Consider the following 26,859-nt stretch of genomic DNA (forward strand, 5'->3'; position numbering starts at 1 on the left):
CAGTTCCGCACGGGAGCTTAATCGTGGAAAGCAAGCCTTCTCCCACCGAGAAACAGCCGGTCGAGCCTGCCGTCGGCTGCGGTCCCAACACCGGCGGTGAATTCTCGCAGCGCGACTACACGCATCCCGCAGCCGCCTGGGGGGCGGCGAAAAGCGTCGGCCTCACCCTGCTCAACCAGGGAGAAATCATCAACGGGGTGAAGGCCATCTTCCGGATGAACCACGAAGATGGGGGCTACGACTGTCCCGGCTGCGCCTGGCCCGACGACCGCAAAGGGCTGCGCATGGACATCTGCGAAAACGGGATCAAGCATGCCACTTGGGAGATGACGCGCAAGCGCGCCGACCGAGAGTTCTTCGCCACCCACACGGTCAGCGAACTCATGGAGTGGTCCGACTTCGCGTTGGAAGACGCCGGCCGGCTGACCGAGCCCTTCTCCTACGACCCAGAATCGGACAAATATATCCCGATTTCGTGGGACGACGCCTTCCAATTGGCCGGCCGGCACTTGCAGACGCTATCGAGCCCCCACCAGGCGTCGTTCTATACATCGGGACGCCTGGGGAACGAGGCAACCTTTCTTTATCAGTGGTTCGCCCGGGAGTTCGGCACCAACAACTTGCCCGACTGCTCGAACATGTGCCACGAGGCCAGTGGCCGGGCGCTGACGGCATCGATCGGGACGGGCAAAGGGACGGTCGACCTGGTCGATTGGCAGAAGGCCGACCTCATCTTCGTCATGGGAGTGAATGCCGCGTCGAATGCTCCTCGGATGCTGACCGCCTTGGCGGACGGCGTCAAGGAGCGCGGGTTGAAGATCGTGCACGTGAATCCGCTGATCGAGGCGGCGGCAACCCGCGCGATCACGCCTCACGAGATCCTCGATATGGCCCTGTTTCGGGCCACGCCCACCAGTTCGCTGAACCTCCAACCACGCATCGGCGGCGACATGGCCCTGATGCGTGGCATCGCGAAATGCTTGTTCGAAGAGGTAAACACCAACCCGAAGGCACTCGACCAGCTGTTCATCGACCGATTCACCTCGGGCTTCGAGGCGTATCGAGCCGTCTGCCAGGCCACGCCCTGGGACGAGCTGGCACACCAGTCCGGCCTGACGATCGAGGAGATTCGCTCCGCCGCGAAGATCTATAGCGAAGCCCGATCCTGCATCATCAGTTGGTGCTTGGGCCTGTCGCAGCAAGAGCACGGGGTCGACGCAGTCCGCGAAATCATGAACGTTCTCCTCCTCCGGGGGAACATCGGCCGCGAGGGGGCGGGACCTTGTCCCATTCGCGGCCACTCCAACGTCCAGGGGAACCGGACCTGCGGCATCGATCACCGACCGGATGCGGAGTGGCTCAACCGGTTGGAGGCCGCTTGCGGAATCCAGGCCCCGCGCGAGCCAGGGTTGGACACCGTCCGCACGATCGAAGCAATGGCTCGGGGCGATGTCAAAGTCTTCCTGGGAATGGGGGGCAACTTTGCCATGGCCGCCCCGGATCGCAACCTCACCTTCAAGGCGCTCCGTCGCTGTGCGCTCACGATCCATGTGAGCACCAAGCTGAATCGAAGCCATCTGGTCCACGGCCAGGAGGCTCTGATCCTTCCTTGCATCGGCCGGACCGAGAAGGATCAACAGCCTTCCGGCCTCCAGGGCATCACCGTCGAAGACTCGATGAGCATGGTGCATCTCTCCTACGGAATGAACGAGCCGGCCTCTCCGGAACTCCGCTCCGAGCCCGCGATCATCGCCGGAATCGCCAAGGCAACCTTGCCCGACACGCAAACCCCCTGGCAGGACTACGTCGAGAATTACGACCGGATCCGCGACACGATGGCCAACGCTCTCGTCGGCTTCGAGGACTTCAACCGCCGGGTCCGGCAGCCGCTCGGATTCCGCTTACACCAGCCCGCGCGTGAGCTGATTTTTCAGACGGCGACCGGCAAAGCCATGTTCTCGACCGCGCCGCTGCCCGACGCCCTCCCTCCCCCAGGCAAGCTCATCCTCAGCACGATGCGCTCCCACGACCAGTGGAACACGACGATCTATTCGGATAACGACCGCTACCGTGGCGTCAAGAACCTCCGCACCTTGATCTTCCTGAATTCAAAGGATATGGAAGAGCGGCACATCGAACAGTTTTCGCTCATCAATATCACAAGTTTCGCCAAAGATGGGACGACCCGCACTCTCGAAGGTTATCGAGCGGTGCGATACAATCTCCCTCAAGGAAGCGCAGCCGGCTACATGCCGGAACTGAACGCACTCTGCCCGCTCGGGGATTTCAGCCCCCAGAGTGACCAGCCGTTGATGAAGCATCTCATCGTTGAAATCGTCGCATGCCAACCAGGGAGCATTCGGAGGCGAGAACCATAGTTTCCGCAGCTTGCAGCCCCGAAGGGCCGTCCGTTCATCGCTAGATTCACAAGCCCATAAAAAACCAAATCTTCAAACATCGCTTCTCAATCATAAATTGCCAACCATTAAAATCTGAGTACGGGCTATGACGGCCGCCCGTCCAGGGCTACAAAGGAAGAAGATTCCGCTCCGTCCCTACAAGAGGGAGAGACGTCCTTGATGTATCGCCCTGCTCTCGTCCTTGGGGTCACCGGCTTGTGGCTGGCGACGGTGGCGGGTTGTCAGCGCCATCCGACTGCGGTCGCTCCGCCGCAGCCGCCCGTCATCCCGGTCAGCCGACCCGTCGAACGCGAGGTCACGGAATATGCGGATTTCACCGGCCAGACCGACGCGGTCCAGGCGGTGGACATCCGCCCGAGGGTCACCGGCTACCTGGTCAAAATGCTGTTCAAGGAAGGAGCGGACGTCAAGGCGGGGGATACCCTGTTCGTGATCGACCCCCGGCCCTACAAGGCCCAGCTCGACCAGGCGGAGGGCCAGGTCAACCTTTATCAGGCCCAACTCAAACTGGCCAAAATCGTGTTTGCGCGGGACCAGGCGATCAACCTCAGGGTGGCCAACTCGATCAGCCAAGAGCATCTCGAGCAGGATCTTGCAGCGGTGGAAGAGGCCGACGCCAGGGTCAAGGCTTTCGAGAAAAACATGGAAGCCTACAAACTCAACCATGACTTCACGAAGGTCATTTCACCAATCGACGGCCACGTCAGCCGCTACTACCTGACGCTCGGCAACCTGGTCAACCAAGACCAGACGTTGCTGACCACGGTCGTGTCGCAAGACCCGATGTACGCCTACTTCGACGTGGACGAGCCAACCCTCTTGCGGCTCCGGAGGGCGATCAACCAGGGGAAGCTCAACCCACCCAAGCCCGGCGTGGACCTGCCGGTCCTCATGGGTCTGCAAGGCGAAGACGGCTTTCCCCATCAGGGGGTCCTCAACTTCGTCGACAATCAGGTCAACCCGACCACGGGGAGCATCTCGGTGCGCGGCGTCTTCCCGAATCCCAAGCCGCCGGGAGGCATCCAACTGCTGTCGCCCGGCATGTTCGTACGGATCCGCCTGCCGATCGGGAAACCGCACCTGGCCCTCCTGGTGATCGACCGGGCGATCGCCTCGGACCAAGGGCTGAAGTACGTCTACGTGGTCGACACCAAGAACAACGTCCAGTACCGCCGCGTCACCACAGGACCGCTCCAGGAGAACGGCCTGCGTGTGATCACCCAGGGGCTCGAACGCGACGAATGGGTGGTCGTCGGCGGCTTGCAGCAAGTCAACCCGCGAATGCACGTCCAGCCGGAGCGGATCCCGATGCCGTTGCTCGGCCAGCCCACCGAGGAAAACACACCGACGACAAAACCAGGTGGACCGACCACGCACCCGGCCGACCAAACCAAGACCCCAAAGACAGCGAGCCCATCGGAAGAGGAATGATTCGCTCGCCTCAAAGGTTCGCAGGTCGTTTCCAGGGGGATCCTTATCGATGATCTCTCGCTTCTTTATTGATCGACCGATCTTCGCGTCGGTCCTGTCGATCATCATCGTCCTGACCGGCGCAATCTCCCTGCTGACCCTGCCGATTGCGCAGTACCCCCCGATCACTCCGCCTTCGGTCCAGGTTTCGATCAGCTATCCAGGGGCCAGCGCCCAGGTGGTGTCGGACACGGTCGCCGCGCCCATCGAGCAGCAAGTCAACGGCGTCGAGGGCATGCTGTACATGTCCTCACAGATGGGCAACGACGGTTCCTACACGCTGACGGTCACATTCGATATCGGCATCGACCTGAACACGGCGCTCGTCATGGTGCAGAACCGCGTGGCGCTGGCGCTCCCCCAATTGCCGAACTCGGTCCAACAACAAGGGATCACGATCAAGAAAAAGACCCCGGACTTGTTGATGATCGTCAGCTTCCTCTCACCTGACGGGCGCTACGACGACCTCTACCTGAGCAACTTCGCCACGATCTACGTCAGGGACGAATTGCTGCGATTGGATGGGGTCTCGGACATCACCTATCTGGGCCAGCGCGACTACAGCATCCGCGCCTGGCTCGATCCCCAAAAGCTGGCGGCCTGCAACATGACCGCCCTCGAGGTGGCCAACGCCATTCGCGGCCAGAACGTGGAGTCGGCCATCGGACAGATCGGCCAGCCACCGGCCCATGCCGCCCAGTCCTTCCAATTACCGGTCGACACCCTGGGCCGGCTCACCGATCCGGACCAGTTCGGCGCGATCATCGTCAAGACCAGCCTGCCCCCCGCCCCTCTTCGCTCCACCGGAGCGACAACTCCTTCCCAGGGCAACCTCAGCATGCCCGCCCCGGGCATCCCGAGTCTCTCCCAAACCAGCGGGACGACGACTGGCACAAGCGTGCAGGCCAACAGCACGCCCCCAGGGGGCGTGCCCACAAGCCTGAATCCCATGACCAGTCAGATCCCCGTGACCAACAGCCTGATCGCGACGACGAACAGCGTCATTGCAGGATTCGAGCCGTTGAGCGTCTCCCCTTTCGGAGCCGGAGTCCTCGGGGGCGGAACCACCGGTACCGTTGGGGGCGGGAACACCGGAGGGGGCGGAACCACCGGAGGGGGCGGGAACACCGGAGGGGGTGGAACGACGGGGGGAGCAGCGACGGGCGGAGGGACAAGCACCGGGGCGTTGACCGGTCTCTCGATCAGTTCTGGAACAGGTCAGAATGCGATCAGTACCGCGGCTTCCACCAGCGCGATGAGCGGTCCGGGACGACCACCAAGGCCGTCGACCGGGATCGTCCGGCTCCGCGACGTGGCTCGGGTCGAGATGGGGGCCCAGAACTACACTCAGTCCTGCACCCTGGACGGCCGGCCGTCGGTGGGCCTCGCCGTCCGCCAGCTGCCGGGAACCAACGCGCTCGACATCGCCGAACGAGTGCGCAGCAAGATGGATGAGCTCAAGACGCGGTTCCCCGACGGGATCGACTACAATATTTCCTATGACACCACCCCGTTCATCCGCCAGTCGGTCGCGGAGGTGGTGCAGACCCTGCTCGAAGCGGTGTTGCTGGTCGGTCTGGTGGTACTCGCCTTCCTCCAGAACTGGAGAGCCGCGCTGATCCCGCTGGTCGCCGTGCCCGTCGCCATCGTCGGCACCTTCGCCGTCATGGCCGCGATCGGATTCTCGCTGAATAATATCTCCCTGTTCGGGCTGGTGCTGGCGATCGGGATTGTGGTCGACGACGCCATCGTGGTCGTCGAAAACGTCGAGCGCTGGCTGGAGCAGGGCCTGTCGCCCCGCGATGCCACGCGCAAGGCGATGGACGAGGTGACCGGCCCGGTCGTCGCGGTGGCCCTCGTACTCTGCGCGGTGTTCGTCCCTTGCGCGTTCATCAGTGGAATCACCGGCCAGTTCTTCCGCCAGTTCGCGGTGACGATCACCGTCTCAACCGTCTTCTCGGCCTTCAACTCGCTGACGCTCAGCCCGGCCCTGGCCGCCATCATGCTGAGGCCGCATGACGCCCCCAAGGACCCGCTGAGCCGAATCCTGGACGCGTTGCTCGGCTGGTTCTTCCGGCTGTTCAACAAGGTCTTCAGCGCCGCGACCGCCGGGTACTCCTGGGCGGTCGGCAAGCTCCTGCGGGTCAGCATGCTCGTTCTGCTCGCCTACGGAGGGCTGGTCGCCTTGACCTACTGGGTGTTCCTCCAGGCCCCGACCGGCTTCATCCCGGAGCAGGACCAAGGGCGGCTCATCATCGGCATCCAGCTCCCCGATTCCGCGTCGCTCCAACGCACCGACGCCGCCATGGCACAGATCGAGAAGATCACCCGCGAGACGCCGGGCGTGGCGCACACGATCTGCATCTCGGGGATGTCGTTCGTGCTCTCGGCCACCGGTTCCAACTTCGGCTCCATGTTCATCATCCTCGACCCGTTCGAGGAGAGGAGAAGCCCCGACCGGCGCGATACGGCGATCATGGCAAGGCTGCGGAAGAGCTGGGCCCGGCAGGTCAAGGATGCCCAGGTCACCGTGTTCGGGGCCCCTCCGATTCCGGGGCTCAGCGTCGCGGGGGGCTTCAAGCTGATGGTCGAGGACCGGGGCGGCCTCGGGCTCGCGGACTTGCAGCGCAACACCGACCACCTGATCCGCCGGTTGCGGAACCGGCCCGGCCTGGCCGGAATCTCGAGCCAGTTCCGCTCCAACACGCCGCAACTTTATATGGACATCGACCGGACCAAGGCCCAATCCCTGGGGGTATCGCTCGACGACGTGAATCAGACCTTGCAGATCTACCTGGGGTCGCTCTACGTCAACAGCTTCAACGAATTCGGCCGCTACTGGCAGGTGACCGTCCAGGCAGAGGGAGAATACCGGGCCCAAGTCGAAAACATCAACCTGCTCAAGGTCCGGAACAAGTGGGGCCAGATGGTCCCGCTGGGCACCCTGGTCACGGTCCGCGAGGTCGGCGGCCCCGTCTTCGTCACCCGCTACAACCTCTCCATCGCCGCCCCCATCACCGGCAACGTGCTGCCGGGGACAAGCTCCGGGGACGCCATCGCTCTGATGGACAACCTGGCGTTCGAGGCCCTGCCCCGCTCCATGAAGACGGAATGGACCGAGTTGATGTTTATGCAGATCAGGGCGGGCAACACCGCGATGGACGTCTTCGCGTTGGCGGTCGTCTGCGTCTTCCTGGCCCTGGCCGCGCTTTACGAGAGTTGGTCGTTGCCGCTGGCCGTAATCCTGGTCGTTCCGCTGTGCCTGCTCTGCTCGGTAGTCGGCGTGCTGTTAACGCACACGGCGGTCAACATCTTCGTGCAGATCGGCCTGGTGGTCCTCGTCGGCCTGGCCTGCAAGAACGCAATCTTGATCGTCGAGTTTGCCAAGCAGATGCAACAGGAGGGCCGGCCCCGGTTCGAGGCGACCCAGGAAGCGTCGCGGCTTCGGCTGAGGCCGATCCTGATGACGTCGCTGGCGTTCATCCTCGGGGTCGTCCCCCTGGTGATCGCCGAGGGGGCCGGCTCGGAGATGCGCCGGTCGTTGGGAACGGCCGTTTTTAGCGGCATGCTCGGCGTGACCTTGTTCGGCATCTTCCTCACACCTGTCTTCTTTTATGTAATTCAAGGGGTCGGCGAGACACGGCTATTCTCGGCAGGCGCGATGCGCTGGACCTTCTCCGTATTGCTGGGCGGCCTTGGTTGCCTGGCGCTCGTCCTTGTTCTGGGGCGGATCAATCTCGTTCGTCCGACCTGGGCCCCCCTGGTGGGGGGCGGCGCGGGGGTCCTCGCCGCGCTGCTGGTCCTCGTGGTTCAACGACGGAACCGGCGAAAGCGACTCGCCCCGAGGCAAGGCCCTTCCGCGCCTCCTGGGGTCGAGACACCGAGTGGAGGGCCACGGTCATGATCTCCCGCTTCTTCATCGACCGGCCGATCTTCGCTTCCGTCCTGTCGATCATCTTCGTGCTGGCGGGGGGCGTGGCCGTGTTCACGCTGCCGGTGGCCCAGTATCCCGACGTCACTCCGCCGACCGTTCTGGTGACAGCCCTCTACCCAGGGGCGAACGCACAGACCGTGCGGGACACCGTGGCCGCGCCCATCGAGGCGCAGGTCAGCGGTGTCGAGGGCATGATGTACATGTCATCGCAGTGCACCAATGACGGCGCCTATAACCTAACCGTGACCTTCAAGCTGGGCGTCAACTCGGACATGGCCCAGGTCTTGGTGCAAAACCGGGTCTCGCTGGCGCAGCCGGTCATCCCGGCTCTGGTCCAGAGTGAGGGCCTCAACGTCAAGAAGATGTCCCCGAACACGATGATGATCGTGAACCTGATCTCACCGGACGGGCGGTATGACAGCACGTTCCTCAGCAACTATGCGACGATCTACATCAAGGACGAGTTGGGACGCCTCCCCGGCATCGCCGGGATCACCTACCTCGGCCAGCGCGACTACAGCTTGCGCGCCTGGCTCGACCCCGACAAGCTCGCGGCGCTCAACCTCAGCGCCGGGGACGTGGTCAACGCCATCAACCAGCAGAACCTGCAAGTCGCCGCCGGGCAGATCGGCCAGCAGCCGGTCCCCAGGGGCCAGCAATTTCAGTTGACCATCAACACGTTGGGCCGGCTCACCGAGCCGGAGCAGTTCGGCGACATCATCCTCAAGGCCGGTCCGAGCATGTCAGGGACGCAGCCGACACTCGGCGCCATGAACGGCCAGACCAGCACGAACACTTCAGGCAGCCAAGTGTCTCAGGGCATCCCCCAGGCGATGACGACGGGCATCGTCCGGTTGCGCGACGTCGCCCGCGTCGAATTGGGGTCGCAGCAGTACGACCAGTCCTGCACCCTGGACGGCCAGCCTTCCGTGGCGCTCTCGGTCTATCAACTCCCCGGCTCGAATGCGCTGGACACCGCCGCCGGTGTCTACGCCAAGGTGAAGGAGCTCAAGACCCGGTTCCCCGAAGGGATGGATTACCGGATCGTTTACGACACCACCCCCTTCATCAGCGAGTCCGTCCATGAGGTTTTCAACACGCTCAGGGATGCGGTGATCCTGGTCGCAATCGTAGTCCTCGTCTTCCTCCAGAACTGGCGGGCGGCCCTGATCCCCTTGATCGCCGTCCCGGTCGCAATCGTGGGCACGTTCGCCGTCATGGCGGCCCTCGGCTACTCACTGAACAACCTCTCGCTGTTCGGGCTGGTGCTGGCGATCGGGATCGTGGTGGACGACGCCATCGTCGTCGTGGAGAACGTGGAGCGCTGGCTCGAGCAGGGGCTATCGCCGCGCGACGCCGCCAATCGGGCGATGGACGAGGTGACCGGGCCAGTCATCGCGGTCGCCTTGGTGCTCTGCGCCGTGTTCGTCCCTTGCGCCTTTCTCGGCGGGGTCACCGGCCAGTTCTTCCGCCAGTTCGCGGTGACGATCGCCGTCTCGACGGTGATCTCCGCCTTCAACTCGCTGACGCTCAGCCCGGCCCTGGCCGCCATCTTGCTCCAGCCGCGTGACGCGCATCGGGATCCGTTGACCCGGTTGCTTGACCTGGTGCTCGGCTGGTTCTTCCGCCTGTTCAACGCGACCTTCGGCGCCGGCACGGCCTTGTACACGCGCCTCGTCGGCAGCCTGCTCCGGGTCAGCTTCATTGCCCTGCTCGTCTACGCCGGCCTGCTCGTGTTGACTTACCGGGAATTCAAGAACGCCCCGACGGGTTTCATCCCGCAACAGGACAAAGGGTATCTCCTCCTCAACGTACAGTTGCCCGATTCCGCCTCGGTCGAACGGACCCAGACGGTCATGGCCCAGATCGAAGCCTTGGCCCACGACACGCCGGGGGTCGAGCATACGGTCGGCATCTCCGGCCAGTCACTGATCTTGAACGCCAATGCGCCCAACCTGGGCTCGCTGTACGTCATGCTCAAGGAGTTCGCCCAGCGGACCGGCCCCACGCTCACGGCCGACGCCATCGCCGCAACCTTGCGCGAGCGCTGTCGGCGCGAGGTGCGTGGGGCCGTCGTGTCGGCGTTCGGTGCCCCTCCGATCGACGGCCTGGGCACGACCGGCGGCTTCAAGCTGATCATTGAGGATCGCGGCAACCTCGGTTTGGGGACCTTGCAGCGGGTCAGCGATCAGATCGTCGGGCGCGGCAACAAGACGCCAGGTCTCCAGGGTCTCTTCAACAGCTCCCGGAGCGATACCCCTTGGCTCTACCTCGACATCGACCGGACCAAGTGCGAAGCCCTCGGCCTGTCGGTCAGCGACGTCTTCACCACCTTACAGTTCTATCTTGGCTCCTATTATGTCAATAATTTCAACGAATTCGGCCGGACCTGGCAGGTGAATGTCCAGGCCGATCAGCAGTTCCGCGCGGGGGTTCAAGATATCCGGCAGTTGCAAGTGCGGAGTTCTCAAGGGCAGATGATCCGGCTCGGCACGCTCCTGTCCGCGCGCAACATCAGTGGGCCGGTCTCCGTCTTGCGCTACAACATGTACTCCGCCACCGCCATCATCGGCAACACCGCGCCGGGGACCAGCTCGGGGCAGGCGATTGCTCTCATGCAAGAGATCGCCGGCAAAGAGATGCCCCGGTCGATGGCGTTCGACTGGACCGAGCTGACCTACTTGCAGCTCCAGGCGGGCAATACCGCAATGTACGTCTTCGCACTCGCGGTGGTCCTCGTCTTCCTGGTCCTGGCGGCGCAGTACGAGAGCTGGTCACTCCCTCTGGCCGTCATCCTGGTCGTGCCGATGTGCCTGCTCTGCTCGATCGTCGGGGTGAGCCTGGCCCAGATGGAAGTGAATATCTTCACGCAGATCGGCTTCGTGGTGCTGGTCGGCCTGGCTAGCAAGAACGCCATCCTCATCGTCGAATTCGCCAAGCAGAGGCAGGAGGCCGGTGTACCTCGGCGGGAGGCCACCCTGGAGGCCTCCCGACTGCGGCTCCGGCCGATCCTGATGACATCGCTCGCCTTCATCCTCGGCGTCGTCCCGCTCGTCCTGGCCCAAGGCGCCGGCGCCGAGATGCGGCGAGCGCTAGGCCAAGCCGTCTTCAGCGGCATGCTCGGCGTGACCGCCTTCGGCATCTTCCTGACGCCGGTCTTCTTCTACGTCATCCAGGGGTTCAGTGGCGTGAAACACGAGGACAGTCCGCCCAAGGATCATGCGCCCCCCTCTTGAGCCGCTATCACATCAGCATTTTCACAATTTCAGCATTTTTCATATACAAATATTCGTATAAATTACACTCAATCCGTAAGCTAGCCCTTGCAGGTCGGGGCAAGAAACAAACCATCGTTTTAGAAGCTCGAGCAAACCGACACAACCGGCACAATCAACGTTTTCCTCAAGCTCTCGCAGCAATGTAACGATAATAAGTAGTACCCGTCTCTCGACGGCAATCATTTTCCCAATCCTGCCGATTCCAGAGCACCTCGGATCATCCAAGACAGGCACGATTGCTCCCCATCCCTTGAGCGTCCCAACCTCTGCAACTCGATCTTGAGCCCCGTTCGTTGGCCATTCGGATCATGCTCCACTCAGCGGTCGGTCTTCACTCTCATTAGGGACAGCCGAGAACCCAAATGATCCGACCCAAGGAGCTCTACCAGCTTCACTGGATCTCCCTTCTGTTTTTGGGTGAGGTGCTCGCCAGTGGGCCCACAAACGCAAGAGGGGAAGAGCAAGCGCCATCAGTGCCGGCATCCGACGATCCCGCGAAGGAGGTCGCTCCGTCCCCCGATCTTCAAAAAGAGCTTCTCGATCGCCTCCGCAAGATGGAGCAACGCCTCGATCGCGTGACGAAACAGAATGAGGATCTCTCGCAGGCGAACAAAAAACTCACGGAACAGGTAGAGGATCTTTCGCGCGAGATCAAGAAGCCAGGCCGATCGGGCGGAAGTGGAGAGAGTACGGCGGTAGCCCCCGACTCGGACAATGCAAAGCCGGCCGCGAGTCCAAGGATCTCGGGCGGTCAATCCGACTTAACTCAGCCACCGAGCGCGGGGGGAGGGTCAAAGGCCTCCGGCGGCGACCCGACCGTCACGGGCCGAGCTCAGGAAGCGGGCAATCGCCATAGAGGCAAACTTTCGCTCAAGTCTTCCTACGATTTCGAAAATGACGGATTCATCTGGTCGACCGAGGATGACGAGATCTCGCTTGGCATCCGCGCCATGTCCCAGGTCGAAGCTCGAATCTACCAGCAGCCGAACCAGAACCCCGTCAGCAGCGGATTCTACAACCCTCGGTCCCGCCTCTATTTCGAGGGACACCTCAGCAGACCGATCCAGTACGAGGTTTCCGTTCAAAACACTTTCGACACAGTCAACCTGCTCGACGCCTACCTCAACTTCAACTACGACCCGCGACTTCAACTGCGCCTGGGACGCTATAAGTCGCCGTTCACTTATGAGTGGTATCGGATCCACGTCTGGGACCTGCTCGCCCCGGAACGGTCGCTTTTCGCCAACAACTTCGAGGGCAACCGGCGTTTCGGCCTGATGGGCTGGGGAACGCTCTTCGAGCATCGCCTGGAATACGCCGTGGGCACGTTCAATACCCAACGCAATTCATATCAGCCTTTTAATAATCGCCAGGACGTCATGGCCTTCCTCAATGCCAAACCGTTCTATAACCGCGAAGAAGGCTTCTTGCTCCGCGACTTGCAGTTCGGCGGTTCGGTCGACGCCGGGCACGAGGACCAGCCGACGGTGCCGGGGGTGTTGCGGACCAACTCGGCGCCGGCAGCCGCCGCAATCAACAGCACCGGGGCCGGCAACGACGCCACCTTGCCGTTCCTGGCTTTCAACGCGGACGTCCGCGAACGCGGGCCTCGCGCACTTTGGGAACTGCACACGGCCTACTACTACCGCGGCCTGACGCTCTTGGGGGCCTGGCAAGGGGGGTATGAAAGCTACGCCAAGGGGACCGAGGGGTCGGCAACCCGGATCCCGATCAACGGTTGGTTCGCGCAGGCCGGCTATATCCTCACCGGCGAGACGATCCGCGACCGCACCCTCATCGACCCGATCCACCCGTTCGATCTCCGCCCCGGGAAATTCGGCCTCGGTGCCTTCGAGGTAACCGCCCGCTACAGTGAGCTCGACCTCAATTCCAGGGTATTCACCGCCGGCCTGGCCGATCCCAACCTCTGGACCAACCGGACCGAAATGACGGACGTCGGCTTCAACTGGTATTTGAACAAGTTCGTGAAAATCTACTTCGACTGGGAGCACACCATGTTCGCCCAGCCGGTCATTTACCGGCCCGGCCCCAGCCTCCAGAAGACGAGCGACCTGTTCTGGCTCCGCATGCAGCTCTATTTCTGAGTCACGGAGGCCCGGTTTTCCAAGTCTCATCCGGTGACACCCTCACGGCGCCAAACCTAACAAAAAACACCAAAATGCTGACATCTTCAATTTCATCAAACAACGCAATGACGGCTGAACTCCGGCTGAGACGACATTTCGGCCGGCCGGAGACCGTGAAAGGCTCAAACACAGGAGGGGGACAGAGGCAGGAGATCCGACGATGAAGCGACAGAGCCCCTCGCTTTGCTGTTCGGGTCAGGCGATCCTCGCCTTACTGATCCTGGGAAGTTCTTTGCGGTTTGCCCAGGGACAGGACTCTCCGGATCGAGCGACGCCCCTGACCATGGCCAATTCCGTGACGGAAGCTCCCGGAGGGGAGTCCTCACCTGCGGTCCGCGTCTTGTTGCCTCTCGGAGAGGTGATCGGCTCGTCTCTATTCGGTCCGCTCCGCCCGGAGACCTGGCGGCCTCTTGGCGTGGACTCGCTTTTCAGTGAAGGTTGGAACGAGCCTTATGCGCCGGCTCCCGGCGACGCCCCCCGTCAGACCTGGATCAACAACGCCGACGGCGCCTTTTATCGCCTCTACGTGACCTCGTTTAGCTTCGCCCGCAACGTCCCAGGCGGCGACAACGTCTACAACGGCTCCTTTTTTCTGTTCACGCCCATGAGCCGACGCTTCGAGTTGGGATGGTTCGTCCCGTTCGTGACCTCAGCCCCCGACGCCCTCCCCGGTTCCGGCCAAGCCCACTGGACCGATTTCGGCGACCTGACCATCGCCCCCCGACTGCTCATTGCAGAGGACCGTCGATACACCGTGACCGCCAACCTGTTCGTCCGCACGCCGACGGGTAACGCCCGCAACGGGAACGGGGTTGCCAGCCTGTCGCCAGACCTGGAGTTCTGGGCAAATCCGAGCGAGCGCTGGGTGATTCGCGGCGGTCTCGGGTTGACGGTCCCAACCAACAAGACGGCGGCATCGTCCCGGTTGCTGGCCGCAGAACCGTGGAGTGGATTCAACGCCTCCCCGGGCCCCTTCACCTCGATCGACGCCCGATTCGCGATCGGGCGATACCTCACTCCGGCCGACGCCCGCTACTTCAGTAACTTCGTGCCCTATCTCGCTGCCAACCTTCATTCGGAGTTGAGCGGCGGCAATAGCACCTACTTCACCCTGACTCCCGGGTTCCGGTTCGGATTGGGAAACGACTGGTATGCCCTTGCCGGCCTCGAAGTGCCCCTTGTCGGCCCGTTACCCTTCGCGACACAGACAATCATCCAAATGATTAAAAATTTTTAATTTATCCACAAAATTCAAAACACTCAGAGCGATTGCGTCTCTCTTTCACGGCGAGTCTTCCTTGGGGCCATGCCACAACCTCATCGCGCCGTCGTGGCTGCCCGAGGCCAGAAGCCGGCCATCGGGGGAGAAGGCCACGGCGTTGACCTTCGCCTGGTGTCCTTTGAGGGTCAGCCGCTCCTGGCCGGTGACCGGGTCCCAGAGTCGCACAGTCCGATCCTCGCCGGCCGAGACGATCGACTCGCCGTCGGGCGAAAAGGCCACGGTAAGGACCCTGTGGACATGCCCACGGAGCGTGACCAGGAGCCGGCCGTCGGCGACCTCCCAGATCGTCACGCTTCGGTCCTCGCCCCCCAGGGCCAACCGGGTCCCGTCGGGAGAGAACGCCAGCGAGGTGACCGCGCTCGGCGCGTTCCAGGAGAGCCGCGGGAGACCACTGAGCGAATCGCGAAGGATGACCTTCCTGTCGTTCCCGGCCGAGGCCAGGATCCGGCCATCGGGGGAGTACGCCAGCGCTCGGACCGTATCATCATGCCCCTCGAGGATCGCCCTACAGGTCCGCGAGGCAACGTCCCAGAGACGAAGCGAGAGGTCACTCCCCGCCGAGGCCACCGTTTTCCCATCCGGTGAGATCGCCACGGATCGGACCCGATCGACGTGTCCTACAAGCGTGGCAAGTTCTCGGCCTTGCTCCACATCCCAGAGCTTGACATGCCGGCTGAAATCCGCCGCCGCCAGGGTGCGGCCGTCAGGGAAAAAGGCGAGGTCGCTGACTGTGGACTCATGCCCGCGCAGGGTCAGACGCTTCCGACGCCCCGCCACGTCCCAGACCACGATCGTATGATCGTCGCTGCCCGAGACCAGGGTCCGACCGTCGGGGGAAAAGGCAAGCGACCAGGTCTCGACGGCATGCCCCGCGAGCGACGAGTCGTCGAGAGGGGGGACGAGGTGCCAGAGCCGAACTCGCGGGTCGTCTCCGCCAAGGATTACGGTGCGCCCGTCAGGCGTGAACATCAAGGTACGGATGATGTCACTCTCACGAGCGAACACCGCGAGTTCCGCTCCGGTCGCCACGTCGCAGAGACGCGTCCGCAATCGTTCGCCCCCCATGGCCAAAGTCCGACCGTCGGGAGCAAACGCGATCGCGTGGACAAAGCCGGCGGCCTCGGCTCGGACGGCCCACTTACGCCCGGTCGTCAGGTCGCGGAAGACAACCTGCCGCTCCCCCTCAATCGTGGCCAGAGTCGTTCCGTCGGGTGCGATCGCAATCTGCCTCACGGGCGCATCGTGGTCCTTGAACACGTTGAGGAGCCGCCCCGAACCCGTCTCCCAGACCGCGAGGCCGGCATCGGCGAGGCTGGCGGCCAGTCGCTCTCCATCGCGGGAGAATGCCAGGTAGTGGATCGGCGAACCGGTGTCGCGAAGAGACCTCCGCTCGCGTCCCGTCGTGGCGTCGCGAAGCGACAGGCGGCCATCGCGACCCACCGTCGCCAGGAACCGACCGTCCGACGAATGGGCCAGGCAGAAAATCCTCGGGAACAGACGGCCCGGCGCCGACCGGTCGAGTCTCAGCGTGAAGTCGACGGGGGCAAGAGGTTCGGCCCCGTCGGGTCGAGTTTGGTCCCAGACGTTCAACGCGGTTCCATCAGGCGAAAACCCGAGGAGATTGACGATCCCGGCGTTCCCGGTGAGAAAGGTCCATCCGCGCCCGGTCGTCACGTCCCGGAGCCTGACCTCTCCGTGCTCGCTCCGGGCGCCGGGATCCGCGGTGTGGCTTGGACTCTGGGGAACGACCGCCGCCCGAGAGCCGGGGAGCGAGTTCAAGCCCCGCGCGGTCCAGGGCCGGTGAGGGAGCCGGTTCCAGAGGAGGACGTTTCCACCGAGGTCGTACGAGGCGAGAGAGCGGCCGTCGGGGGCAACGGCAACACTGTAGACGGAGTCCGTGTGGCCCCAGAGGAGCGAGAAGTCGCGATGGCAAAGTCGGTGGAGGTAAGACCACTCAAACCCTGGCAGGTCGCCCCTTCCCGGCTCGAGACGCTCGTTCGCAAGCAGTTCCTGGGCGAGTTCGATGTGCCCCGCCTCCCACGCCTGCTGAGCCAGCTTGATCTGCGAACCCGACCAGTGACGGCGCGCGATCCTCTCATTCTGCTCCGCCTGCAACCGAGCCGTGCGGGCGGCGACAGCTTGGCCTCGCTCGCGGGCGAGTGCGTCCTCCAGCGCAAGACCATGGCGCACCAGCCAAGCATTCGACCAGAAACCGGCGATCAGGATGCCGGCCACGGCCACCACAACCAAGGCCGCCAGGGCCGCCTCCGCCGGACGCCGCCGGGCCCACTTGAGCAACCGCCTCATGGTCGAAGTCGGCCGAGCCAGGATCGGCTCGCCCGCCTGGAACCGCCGCAGGTCCTCAGCTAGGTCGGCGGCCGAGAGATACCGCCGCCCCGGCTCACGTTCGAGGCACTTCAGGCAGATCGTCTCCAGGTCGGCCGGCACGTCGGGCCGCACGCGGGACGGGGCCTCGGGCACATCCTCCAACACCTGCCGCAGCGTCTCGAGCGGCGTCGTACCTTGGAACGGAACGACCCCCGTGAGCAGTTCGTAGAGGATCGCGCCCAGGGCATAGATGTCGGCAGGGGGCCCCACATCGCGCGAGCGACCGGTCACCTGCTCGGGCGCCATGTAGCGGGGCGTCCCAAGGAACGACCCGCTCAACGAGGTCGAGCCCTCCTGAGCGAGTGACTTGGCAAGGCCGAAGTCGGAGATTTTCGGCGTTTCGTCGACCGCAATCAGCACGTTGGCCGGCGTCAGGTCCCGGTGGACGATCCCTCGCTGGTGCGCGTGGTGGATCGCCCTGGCCAGGGTCTCGATCAACCGCGCGGACCAGTCCACCCGCCGCTCCGACCGTCTCTGGAATTCGGCGAGGTTGCACCCTTCCACATATTCCAGCACGATATAGGGAAGGTCACCCCGTTCCACGAATTCAAAGACCTGGACAATGTTGGGATGGTGGAACTTCGCAACCGCCTCCGCCTCGAACCGCAGCCGTTCTCGTTCGCGAGGCCCCGCCAGCCCCCCGGCCAAGATCACCTTCACAGCCACAGTTCGGTTCAAGGCCGACTGCCTCGCCTTGTAGACGACCCCCATCCCCCCGCGACCAATCTCCTCGATCAGCTCGAACGCGCCCAGCGGAGGAAGGGCGGGGCCTTCGAGTGTGAGCGTGGCACTGCTCCTCGGGGGACTTTTCTCCTCAGCGAGAAGCCACCCCTCCTCTTCTTCCGCCTCGAGGATCCGATGGAACTCCAGGAGCCGGCCGAGCCGGTCCCGCCATTGAGGAAAGCGTGCGTACCACTCCTCGGGCGCGGGTTCCTCTCCCCGCTCTTCGCGTACCACGTACTCGGCGTAGAGCAACTCAATGACGGCATCCTCGTCGTCGGCCAACTCCGGATGCTGTTCCAAATAGACTTCTACCCGGCACGCCTCACCCGCGCGGAGTCGCCGCCCCAGCTCCGCGCAGAGGTCGCGAAGCTGCCGTTCTCTCTCGCCGGGAACGAGACTTGATCCCACGTTTCACCGCTTAGATTTGGATCGTCTCATCACAAAATCAGACTGATTTTGTGTTCACAAGCCGGCCACCCACGCCTGGCCAGTCATCGCCGTCAAGTTAAGCCGATCAGACAAAATGGGCGACATAGCACAGCGGCTCCTTGCGAACCACCCAAAGCCGGTGTATTCTAAACCCGTAATCACGATGCCGTGAAGATGCTGATCCATAAATCATCTGCTATTACCATGGATGAGGATTCTCGCGAGTCATTCTCCGACATGGTCGCCCGCGCCCGAAGCGGAGACGAACGTGCCCTGGCCGAACTCGCGGGCCAGTACGAAGCCGAGGTCAGGATCGCGGCTCGAGTGCTTCTGGGCCCCCTCCTGAGACCCCATGTCGACTCGATGGACCTGGTGCAGTCGATCCATCGAAGCCTGCTGGTTGGTCTGCGTAGCAACAAGTTCGAGTTCACACGTCCCGAACAGCTCCTGGCTTTGGTGCTGACGATGGTGCGGCGCAAAGCCGCCCGGTGCGTGCGTCTCCAGTCTCGCCGGCTCCGGTTGACTGCGAAAGCGGTCACCTCGGGCAGTTGGCCGTCGGGCGAGACAACCGGGGCCGATCCTGCGGAAGCCGTCCAGCACGACGACGCGCTCCGCTACCTCATGGACCAGCTCGACGGCACCGACCGTCGCGTGGTCGAGCTTCGCCTCCAAGGCTACAGCACAGCCGAGGCCGCGCGTGAATTGGGCCTCGATCCGGACAGTCTCAGGGTCCGCCTGAGCCGATTGCGGCGACGACTCGCCGGCCATGAGCGCCAGCTCGCCGAGGCGATCTGAAACGCGTAATCAACACTCGCTCCCTTCATCCGTCCAGCGAGCGCAGGCCTCAGCCGGCAATACGCTCAGCCCGGACAGGTCCACATCGAGTTCTTCCCATCACCGTAGCCACGCGCCGGACGGGATCGCATCCATACCGTCAGCTCTCTGATTTCGGACGGTTTCCCTTCGCGTGACACGCGGCAAGAGTGACTTGGGGGCGTACTCAGCCCCCGATCTTTTGGCCCTCGCACCGAGCCAGCCTCCCAAGAAGTAGACCACCCGCCTCCCTACAAACCGCACAATCAGCACCCACATAATCCACGTCGTGCTTGCTCCCACCTCTCGGCACGCGTTGCCAGGCCCGCCACTTTCACGAGCCAGCCCCCCCCTTCACAAGCTCGAAGTGCGTTACGGGGTTCGAAATCTCAATTCTTGTTTCGATTCGATGGGTTCGCGAACACCTAGTTCTTGCGCGACCTCGACTCGCCCACCCCCTTGAAGCCGCACCACCTGGAGATACCCACGATGAAGTTCCCTCCCCGTCGTTCAAAGGCGCGTGCCGTATCCCCCTCGAAGGCTTCCCGAGATCGAAGACTCTACAGCCCGGCGATGGTCGAGGTCCTTGAGAAGCGCGAGCTCCTTGCGCGATACGACGGCTTCGGCGGGTTTCTGAGCGGAGCTCTCGATAATATCCGCGACAATACTCTGACCGGATTCGCGACCCAAGCCTCTCTCCCCGTGATCGGCCTGGCGCTGGACCAGGCGGTCCAGAAGAAAGAGATCTTAGCCGGAGTCACGGTTGCCGACGGAAGCAATGAGACCCAAGGCGACCTGACGGCCGCGATTAAAACCGCGTTCGGGGCAAACAACACCTCGGTCACATACGCAAACAGTGGCGACCGAATTCTCATCCACAGCATCGGGACGAAGGATCTGAGCGTCCCCAAAATCGACCTCGGCCTGCCTAGCCTCGGGTTTAGCACAGCAGCGTCCCTGACGGCCCATCTCACGTACACACTCGACCTGACGATCATTAAATCCAACAGCAATTACGCCTTGGACGCCGGTGGAACCACGCCCGAGCTCACACTTTCCGTCAGTGTCCTCAAAGCCGAGGTCCCTTCGTTCGACGGTCGGCTCGGCCCGCTCTATGTGCATGCCGACCCAATCGACAACACGACTTCGAACCAGTTCCTCAACGCCCAGATCACGGTGGACGTGCAAGGCGGCGTCATTTCCAACGCCAACAAGTACACGGCCGTGGCGAAGATTGGAGGTGGGGCCGACCTGGCCTTCACCCTCAGGGCCGGGCTCAGGCCCCTCGACCAGGCCGACGCAAACCTTCAGCTCGTCGTTCAATCCTTCCGCGTCGTGTGGCCGTTCAGCGACTCGCAAGGCAACCCCTTGCCCGCGAATGTCACGTCAGCCCAGCTCGGGCGCGCCCCGACCGTTCAATTCAACGACGTCCAGCTCAAGTTAGGCTCGCTCCTGAACAACCTCGCGGCGCCTCTGGCCGACCAGATCCTCAAGCATGCTCAGCCCGTCTTCGACTTCACGAGTTACTTGACCCGGCCGATTCCGATGTTGGCGGACGTTTCCAAGCAGGTCAAAGGGCTCCTCGGCAACTTCGACGTCTCAGCGGCCGGACCAGCCGGCCAGATGCTTCAGCTTCTCCAGCATCCCGACCTCCTCGGTCTCCTCTCCACCGCAGCGCAGTTCTCAACCGACCCAAAAGTAAAAGGCTATGCCAATACCTTTGTTGATGCCGTCCGCCAAGTCGACCAGGTGGGGAGCTTGCTTGCGTTCCTCCAGGCAGGCTCCGCGCTGACGATCCACGTCGGGAACTTCACGATTGGCGGCGGAAACGATCTGCGGTCCTTTTCCGGGGACCTGAAAAGCGTGGCCCGTGACGACAAGCCGGCGTCCAAATCGGCAATCGACTCGGCACTCGGGAGCTTCAAGTCGGAGCTAAATAAGTACGATCTCTCGATCCCGCTCCTCGACGACCCCTCGGGGATCTTCCGCCTGCTCCTGGGCGACTCTTCGGTCAAACTGCTCGAGTATGACAACAAAATCGACGTGGCCCGCAATCAATCCTATGATCTGTACAATCAAAATTTTGTCATCGGAATCGTTCCGGTCAATTTCAAGCTTCACTTCGACATCCCCGACGTCTCGTTCCACTTGATCTTCGGGATCGACGCCAGCGGCCTGTCGACCGGTAAGCCACAGGATGGGCTCTACGTCGGGGCAGGAAATAATGCCAACCGCCGCGTTTTCAACGCGGACATGAAGCTGGGCGTCGACTTTGCGATCGGCGCTGACGTTGACGTCGTCACGGCCCGCGCGGGGATCACGGCCGGCCTCAACGGCAACGTTAATGCCTATTTCCCGGCCCAAGGGAACGCCGACATCGCGTATCTCAGGAATCTGGCATCCTGCCCGCTGGCCGGGAGCGGGACCCTGACGGCAACGGCCGACCTGTTTACCGAAGTCGGCGTGAACTTCAATCTCGAGAGCCTGGCGAAGCTCGTCGAAACCCTTCTGGCCAACAACCCGCTGATCTACCAGGCCGACCTCATGCTCAAGGCCTCGGACAAGATCATCGCGGTTCTCAACGCCCCTCCGTTGAACCTCGGGGTCCCGCCTGTCGCCGACAAGCTCCGGAACCTCGTATCCGGCGGTAACTTTCGCGAAGCCATTTCTGAAGGCCTCAGCGACGCAGGTGCCACGGTTTCTGACGGATTCAAGTCCTTCATGAAAAACCCCACCCAGGCGGTCGAGGGCTTCGTCAACTCGCTTGGTAACGCCGCGAGCAACGCGGGGGGAGCCATCGGGAGCGGGGTTACCACTGCCGTGGAAACCGTGGGAGGCTGGTTCAGCCTGGCCGACAATACGTCGATCTCAGGCTCACGAGGACTCTACCGAAGCAAACCGCTCTACCAGTGGTCTACGGGCCAGTGCAACGCGACAACCCTCGATGGCGGTGGGACGACGCCCACGGTCAACTCCAACCCGGATCTGGGCGAATTGGGCAGCGTCAGCAGCGACGGTACACTCACGCTGTTCATCGGGCAGGACGCGACGAAACGATTCATCAAGCCCGACGCCATCGACGAGGTCTTTGTCATCCGGGCTGTCGACGAGAACCATCCCGACAACGGATCGGTCTACGTAACTGCTTTTGGTCTGACTCGAAGATATGACAAGGTCAAGCGAATCGTCGGAGATGGTGGCACAGGCGACGATGTGATCGACGCAGCCGGCGTCGGCCTGCAAGTCAACTTCGCTGGCGGCAGCGGCAACGACACGCTGATCGCCGGAACCGTGGCGGCGACGCTGTCCGGCGGCAGCGGCAACGACACGCTCAGAGGCGGTCGGGGCAATGACTACCTCGACGGGGGATCGGGCGACGACGAACTGACCGGGGGTGAAGGGGACGACACCTTGCTCGGTGGTACGGGCAATGACCGCATTTATGGCGACTTTGCCCCGGACACGCCGGAAGACGACGCCTCCGACCCCTCGCACTACGGAAATGACTATATCGACGCCGGCGCCGGGAACGACACGGTTTACGGCGGCCCCGGCGCCGACCTGATCTATGGCGGGGACGGCAACGACCGTCTCGACGGCGGCGCAGGCAATGACACCATTTACGGCGAGGCGGGCAACGACACCCTCTTCGGCGGCACCGGCCATGATTTCCTGGACGGCGGAGCAGGAACCGACCGTCTTGAAGGCGGTGCCGGCAACGATACCCTCCGGGGCGGAGACAAGGACGACGCAACGGCCGACACCCTCCTCGGCGGCGATAACGCGGACCTCATTTATGGAACAGCGGGAGCCAACATCATCTTCGGCGGTGCCGGCAACGACACGATTTTCGGATATGCCGGGGATGACGTGATTCTTGGCAACGAGGGAGACGACTGGATCGATGGCGGCGACAACAACGACATCATCGCCGGCGGCAGCGGCAACGATACGCTCTATGGCGGTGCCGGCTCCGACTTCTTCGTCTGGGGTGACGGGGACAACAGCGACCTGATTGAAGGCGGCAGCGGTCAAAACCGTTTGATCTTCACCGGCAGCCAAACCCTCGGCGCGAATAGCACGTTCACCGTGCGCCGAGGGGCAGGCAACCGCCTCGTGGCAAGCCTCAGGGTTGGTTCCGGAATCGACGCCGCCGATATCCAGTCGCTCTTGCTCCAGAATTCGTCGGGAGGCCGCGACACCTTTCAAGTGGGCGACCTCAAGAATACCGGCGTTGCCCTCGTCGACGTCTTCCTGTCCGACAAGGCGTCGAGCGCCGCGGCCTTTGACGGAACGGGCGGTAACGACGAAGTCTTCGTGGATGCCGTTGCCGGTGATCTCATCGTCGAAGGTCTCTCCGCCCATATCGTCGTTCACAACGCCCATGTCGCCGATCGCTTGACCATCAACGGCCTCGCGGGCAACGACCGAATCATCGCGACCTCGATCGCTTCAAGCACGGTCGGCATCATCCTCGATGGAGGGGCCGGCAACGACTATCTCGAGGCCGATGCCACCCTGCTGGGCGGGGACGGCAACGACACGCTGATCGGCGGCACCGGCGACGACCTCCTCGACGGCGGCGACGGCGACGACGTCCTCTTCGGCGGCACAGGCAACAACACCCTCATCGGAGGCGCAGGCAACGACACCATCCTCATCAACGGCACCGACTTCGCCGACATCATCATCCTGGGCGAGGTGACTCCCGGTACGCTCACCACGTCGATCAACGGCGCAAGCGGCTCAAATCTCTACAGCTCGATCGAACGCATCACGATCCACGGCCTGGGCGGCAACGACTTCATCAATGCCGGTTCCGTGGCAACGGCGCTGGTCATCACCGGCGATGACGGCGACGATGTGATCATCGGAGGCCTCGGCGCCGACTTCCTCGACGGCGGCCGTGGAAACGACTCAATCAACGGCTCGGCCGGCAACGACACGCTCTATGGCGGCGAGGGAAACGATACGCTCACCGGGGGCACCGGCAACGACCAACTCTTCGGGGGCGACGGCTCCGACACGATCGTCTGGAACAACGGTGACAACAGCGACCTCGTCGAAGGGGGCGAAGGGACCGACATCGCCATCATCAATGGCGCATCGGCCGGCGACGCCTTCACAGTCACTCCCAACGGGGTACGCATCAAGTTCGATCGCACCAACCTCGTCCCGTTCACGCTCGACATCGCTGGCATCGAGCAAATGAACATCAACTCAGGTGCGGGCAACGACACGATCGCCGTGTCCGACCTGACGGGAACCGAGCTCAAGGCCATCAAGATCGACCTGGGCACCGGCGACGGCACGCAAGACATCGTCACCATCGACGGGTCGAACCTCGCCGACGACATCGCGATCACCCAGGCCGGCCCAGCGATCGACGTCACCGGACTCTACACCCGCTTCTCGATCACCGGCTCGGCGGCGGGAAGCGACGTCCTTCAGGTCCGGGGCAACGGAGGGGACGACCGGATCAAGGCCGACTCGGGCGTCGAACGCTCCATCGGCATCCAGCTCGAAGGAGGAGCAGGGAACGACTTCCTCTCGGCGGACGCGACCTTGCTCGGCGGTCTTGGTGATGACACCTTGATCGGCGGAACTGGTCCCGACGTCCTCCTCGGTGGCGCGGGGAACGACTTGATCATCGGTGGGGAGGGTGACGACCTGCTGATGGGCGATGCCGACGGCACGGGGGTGGGAGCCTCGTTTGCCATCATCGCGATCGCCAGCGGCCACGGCAACGACACACTCGATGGAGGTGCGGGCAACGACACCATCAATGGCGACCTTGGCGACGATAGCCTGCTCGGGGGCGACGGCAACGACCTCCTCGGTCCGGTCACGGTCGGCGGGATCGCCTTCGCCGATCCCGGCAACGACACCATGCGGGGCGGTGCCGGCAACGACACGCTGAATGGAGACTCGGGCGACGACTCGCTCTTCGGCGATGCGGGTGACGACTCGCTGCTCGGAGGACTCGGCAACGACACACTCTTTGGGGGCGACGGCAACGACACCCTCTTCGGCGAGGCCGGCAACGACTATCTCGTGGGAGACGCAGGCAACGACTCCCTCGACGGGGGAGATGGCGACGACGCACTTGACGGAAGCGACGGCAACGACACACTGCTTGGCCAGGCCGGCAATGACCTGATCCTCGGGCGGGGTGGCAACGACCTGATCGTCGGGGGCGACGGCAACGACACCCTCTCCGGCGGGGACGGCGACGACACCATCACCGGTAACGCCGGCGACGATTACCTCGCAGGAGACGCAGGGAACGACTACCTCGATGGGGGAGATGGCGCCGATACCCTCGACGGCGGCGACGGCAATGACACCCTGCTTGGCCAGGCCGGCAACGACTTGCTCCTCGGCATGGCCGGCCGCGACTTGATCGCCGGGGGCGACGGGGATGACACCGTCTCTGGTGGTGACGGCGACGACACCATCACCGGCGACGCGGGCAACGACTACCTCGCCGGCGATGACGGCAACGATTTCATCGACGGAGGAAGCGGCAACGACACCCTCGACGGAGGCGCTGGCGCGGACACACTGCTCGGCCAGGCCGGCAACGACCTGCTGATGGGCATGGCCGGCAACGATTCCCTCAACGGAGGAAGTGGGAACGACACGCTCCACGGTGGCGACGGCAATGACACCCTCGTCGGTGAACTCGGTAACGATGTGCTTCTGGGTGAGGCGGGCAACGACCTCCTCACGGGCGACGACGGCGACGACTCGCTCAGTGGAGGAGACGGCAACGACTCGCTCTACGGTGGCACGGGGAACGACTTGATCCAAGGCGGTCGGGGGGACGACCTGATCCATGGCGGCGACGGTAACGATACCCTCTCCGGCGATGAGGGGAACGACTCCATCTTCGGTGAAGCGGGCAACGACCAAGCCTACGGCGGTGATGGCAACGACACGATCCTCGGTGGCGACGGCAATGACACCCTCGTCGGTGACGCGGGCGACGACAAGATGTTTGGCGAAGCAGGCCACGACATCCTCCTGGGAGGCGCCGGCAACGATTCGCTCGACGGCGGAGCGGGCAACGACACCCTCTTCGGCGGCGACGGCAATGACACGATCCTCGGCGGTGACGGCGACGACCGCCTCGGAGGCGATGCCGGCGACGACCTGATCCTCGCCGGCGCGGGCAACGACACCGCGCAAGGGGGTACGGGCAACGACCAGATCTGGGGTGACGCCGGAGACGACGTCCTCTACGGCGACGACGGCAACGACACAATCCTCGGCGGCGACGGCAACGACACAATCCTCGGCGGTGCCGGCAACGACCTCCTGTTCGGAAACGCCGGCAACGACCAGATCCTGGGCGGATTCGGCGACGACTCGCTCTACGGCGGAACGGGTGACGACACGCTCCACGGCGGGAACGGGATCCCGAACATCCCCCACAGCGTCCGTGACAACACGCTGCCCGACGACGGTGCCGACGTGATCCTCGGTGGCACCGGCTTCGACCTGATTGACGGCGGCACCGGGAATAACCTCCTGGATGCCGGCGACGACGGGATCGCCGAGACGGTGCTGGCGGGCCAAGGCAACGACATCGTCTTCGGCCACTGGGACCACGACGGCAATCGGGACACCGCCGGCCTCGACGGCGGCTATAATCGCGTCTACGTCCAAGGGGGCCTCGTGGAACCGGGCCTGCCGGCCGAGACGAACTCACCGATGACATTCATCGTGAACATTCAAGCACCGACAGGCCGATACGTCGAACAGCCTGGCGACGGACGGACGTACCTCAACGATCCGCTCCCGCCCACCGCCGTCAAACGGATCACTCAGCCGCCCCGGTTCGCGGGCCGTGGCGCCTTGCTCCGCAAACTCGCCGCCCAGGCGACCAGGACAAACCAGATCGCGGCCCGGAGGTTGACCAAGTAAAAACAGCCGAGCCGACACACTTCAACGAAACTTCCGAGGCAGGCAG

At 63.4% G+C, this 26,859-nt stretch carries 9 protein-coding genes; 8 read left to right on the top strand and 1 reads right to left on the bottom strand.

The features are described from left to right. Positions 1–23 precede the first annotated feature (23 nt). From SINAC_RS36570 to SINAC_RS36595, 6 genes are all read left to right on the top strand, one after another. Complete coding sequence (locus tag SINAC_RS36570; protein ID WP_015250571.1) at positions 24–2,378, top strand: FdhF/YdeP family oxidoreductase; 2,355 nt, start codon at positions 24–26, stop codon at positions 2,376–2,378. A 201-nt stretch (positions 2,379–2,579) separates the two neighbouring features. Beyond that, complete coding sequence (locus tag SINAC_RS36575; RefSeq protein WP_015250572.1) at positions 2,580–3,851, top strand: efflux RND transporter periplasmic adaptor subunit; 1,272 nt, start codon at positions 2,580–2,582, stop codon at positions 3,849–3,851. Positions 3,852–3,900: 49 nt separating this feature from the next. Next, positions 3,901–7,794: an efflux RND transporter permease subunit gene (locus SINAC_RS36580; RefSeq protein WP_015250573.1), complete on the top strand. Its 3,894-nt coding sequence runs from the start codon at positions 3,901–3,903 to the stop codon at positions 7,792–7,794. Continuing rightward, positions 7,791–11,060: an efflux RND transporter permease subunit gene (locus SINAC_RS36585; protein WP_015250574.1), complete on the top strand. Its 3,270-nt coding sequence runs from the start codon at positions 7,791–7,793 to the stop codon at positions 11,058–11,060. Before SINAC_RS36580 ends, SINAC_RS36585 begins: the two co-directional genes overlap by 4 nt. Positions 11,061–11,464: 404 nt before the next feature. After that, a complete protein-coding gene (locus tag SINAC_RS36590; RefSeq protein ID WP_015250576.1) occupies positions 11,465–13,207 on the top strand; it encodes a porin in 1,743 nt (580 codons plus the stop codon). 202 nt (positions 13,208–13,409) lie between these two features. Next, a complete protein-coding gene (locus SINAC_RS36595; RefSeq protein WP_015250577.1) occupies positions 13,410–14,486 on the top strand; it encodes a transporter in 1,077 nt (358 codons plus the stop codon). A gap of 45 nt (positions 14,487–14,531) precedes the next feature. Here SINAC_RS36595 and SINAC_RS36600 read toward each other — a convergent pair whose 3' ends face one another. Then, entirely contained in the window at positions 14,532–18,050 is a 3,519-nt protein-coding gene (locus SINAC_RS36600) for a WD40 repeat domain-containing serine/threonine protein kinase (protein WP_015250578.1), read from the bottom strand. Between the two features lie 195 nt (positions 18,051–18,245). Here SINAC_RS36600 and SINAC_RS36605 point away from each other — a divergent pair, with 195 nt between their 5' ends. Together SINAC_RS36605 and SINAC_RS36610 are read left to right on the top strand one after the other, a co-directional pair. Continuing rightward, on the top strand, positions 18,246–18,866 hold the full coding sequence (locus SINAC_RS36605) for an RNA polymerase sigma factor (protein ID WP_237722832.1): 621 nt from the start codon (positions 18,246–18,248) through the stop codon (positions 18,864–18,866). Between the two features lie 507 nt (positions 18,867–19,373). Beyond that, entirely contained in the window at positions 19,374–26,813 is a 7,440-nt protein-coding gene (locus tag SINAC_RS36610; protein ID WP_015250580.1) for a beta strand repeat-containing protein, read from the top strand. Positions 26,814–26,859: the final 46 nt, after the last annotated feature.

It is taken from the genome of Singulisphaera acidiphila DSM 18658 (genome assembly GCF_000242455.2).
Lineage (GTDB): Bacteria > Planctomycetota > Planctomycetia > Isosphaerales > Isosphaeraceae > Singulisphaera > Singulisphaera acidiphila.

Bases quoted from the DNA above. Each gene is read 5' to 3' on its own strand.
- SINAC_RS36575 (WP_015250572.1), top strand. From the start codon at position 2,580: ATGTATCGCCCTGCTCTCGTCCTTGGGGTCACCGGCTTGTGGCTGGCG.
- SINAC_RS36580 (WP_015250573.1), top strand. From the start codon at position 3,901: ATGATCTCTCGCTTCTTTATTGATCGACCGATCTTCGCGTCGGTCCTG.
- SINAC_RS36585 (WP_015250574.1), top strand. From the start codon at position 7,791: ATGATCTCCCGCTTCTTCATCGACCGGCCGATCTTCGCTTCCGTCCTG.
- SINAC_RS36590 (WP_015250576.1), top strand. From the start codon at position 11,465: ATGATCCGACCCAAGGAGCTCTACCAGCTTCACTGGATCTCCCTTCTG.
- SINAC_RS36595 (WP_015250577.1), top strand. From the start codon at position 13,410: ATGAAGCGACAGAGCCCCTCGCTTTGCTGTTCGGGTCAGGCGATCCTC.
- SINAC_RS36605 (WP_237722832.1), top strand. From the start codon at position 18,246: ATGCTGATCCATAAATCATCTGCTATTACCATGGATGAGGATTCTCGC.
- SINAC_RS36610 (WP_015250580.1), top strand. From the start codon at position 19,374: ATGAAGTTCCCTCCCCGTCGTTCAAAGGCGCGTGCCGTATCCCCCTCG.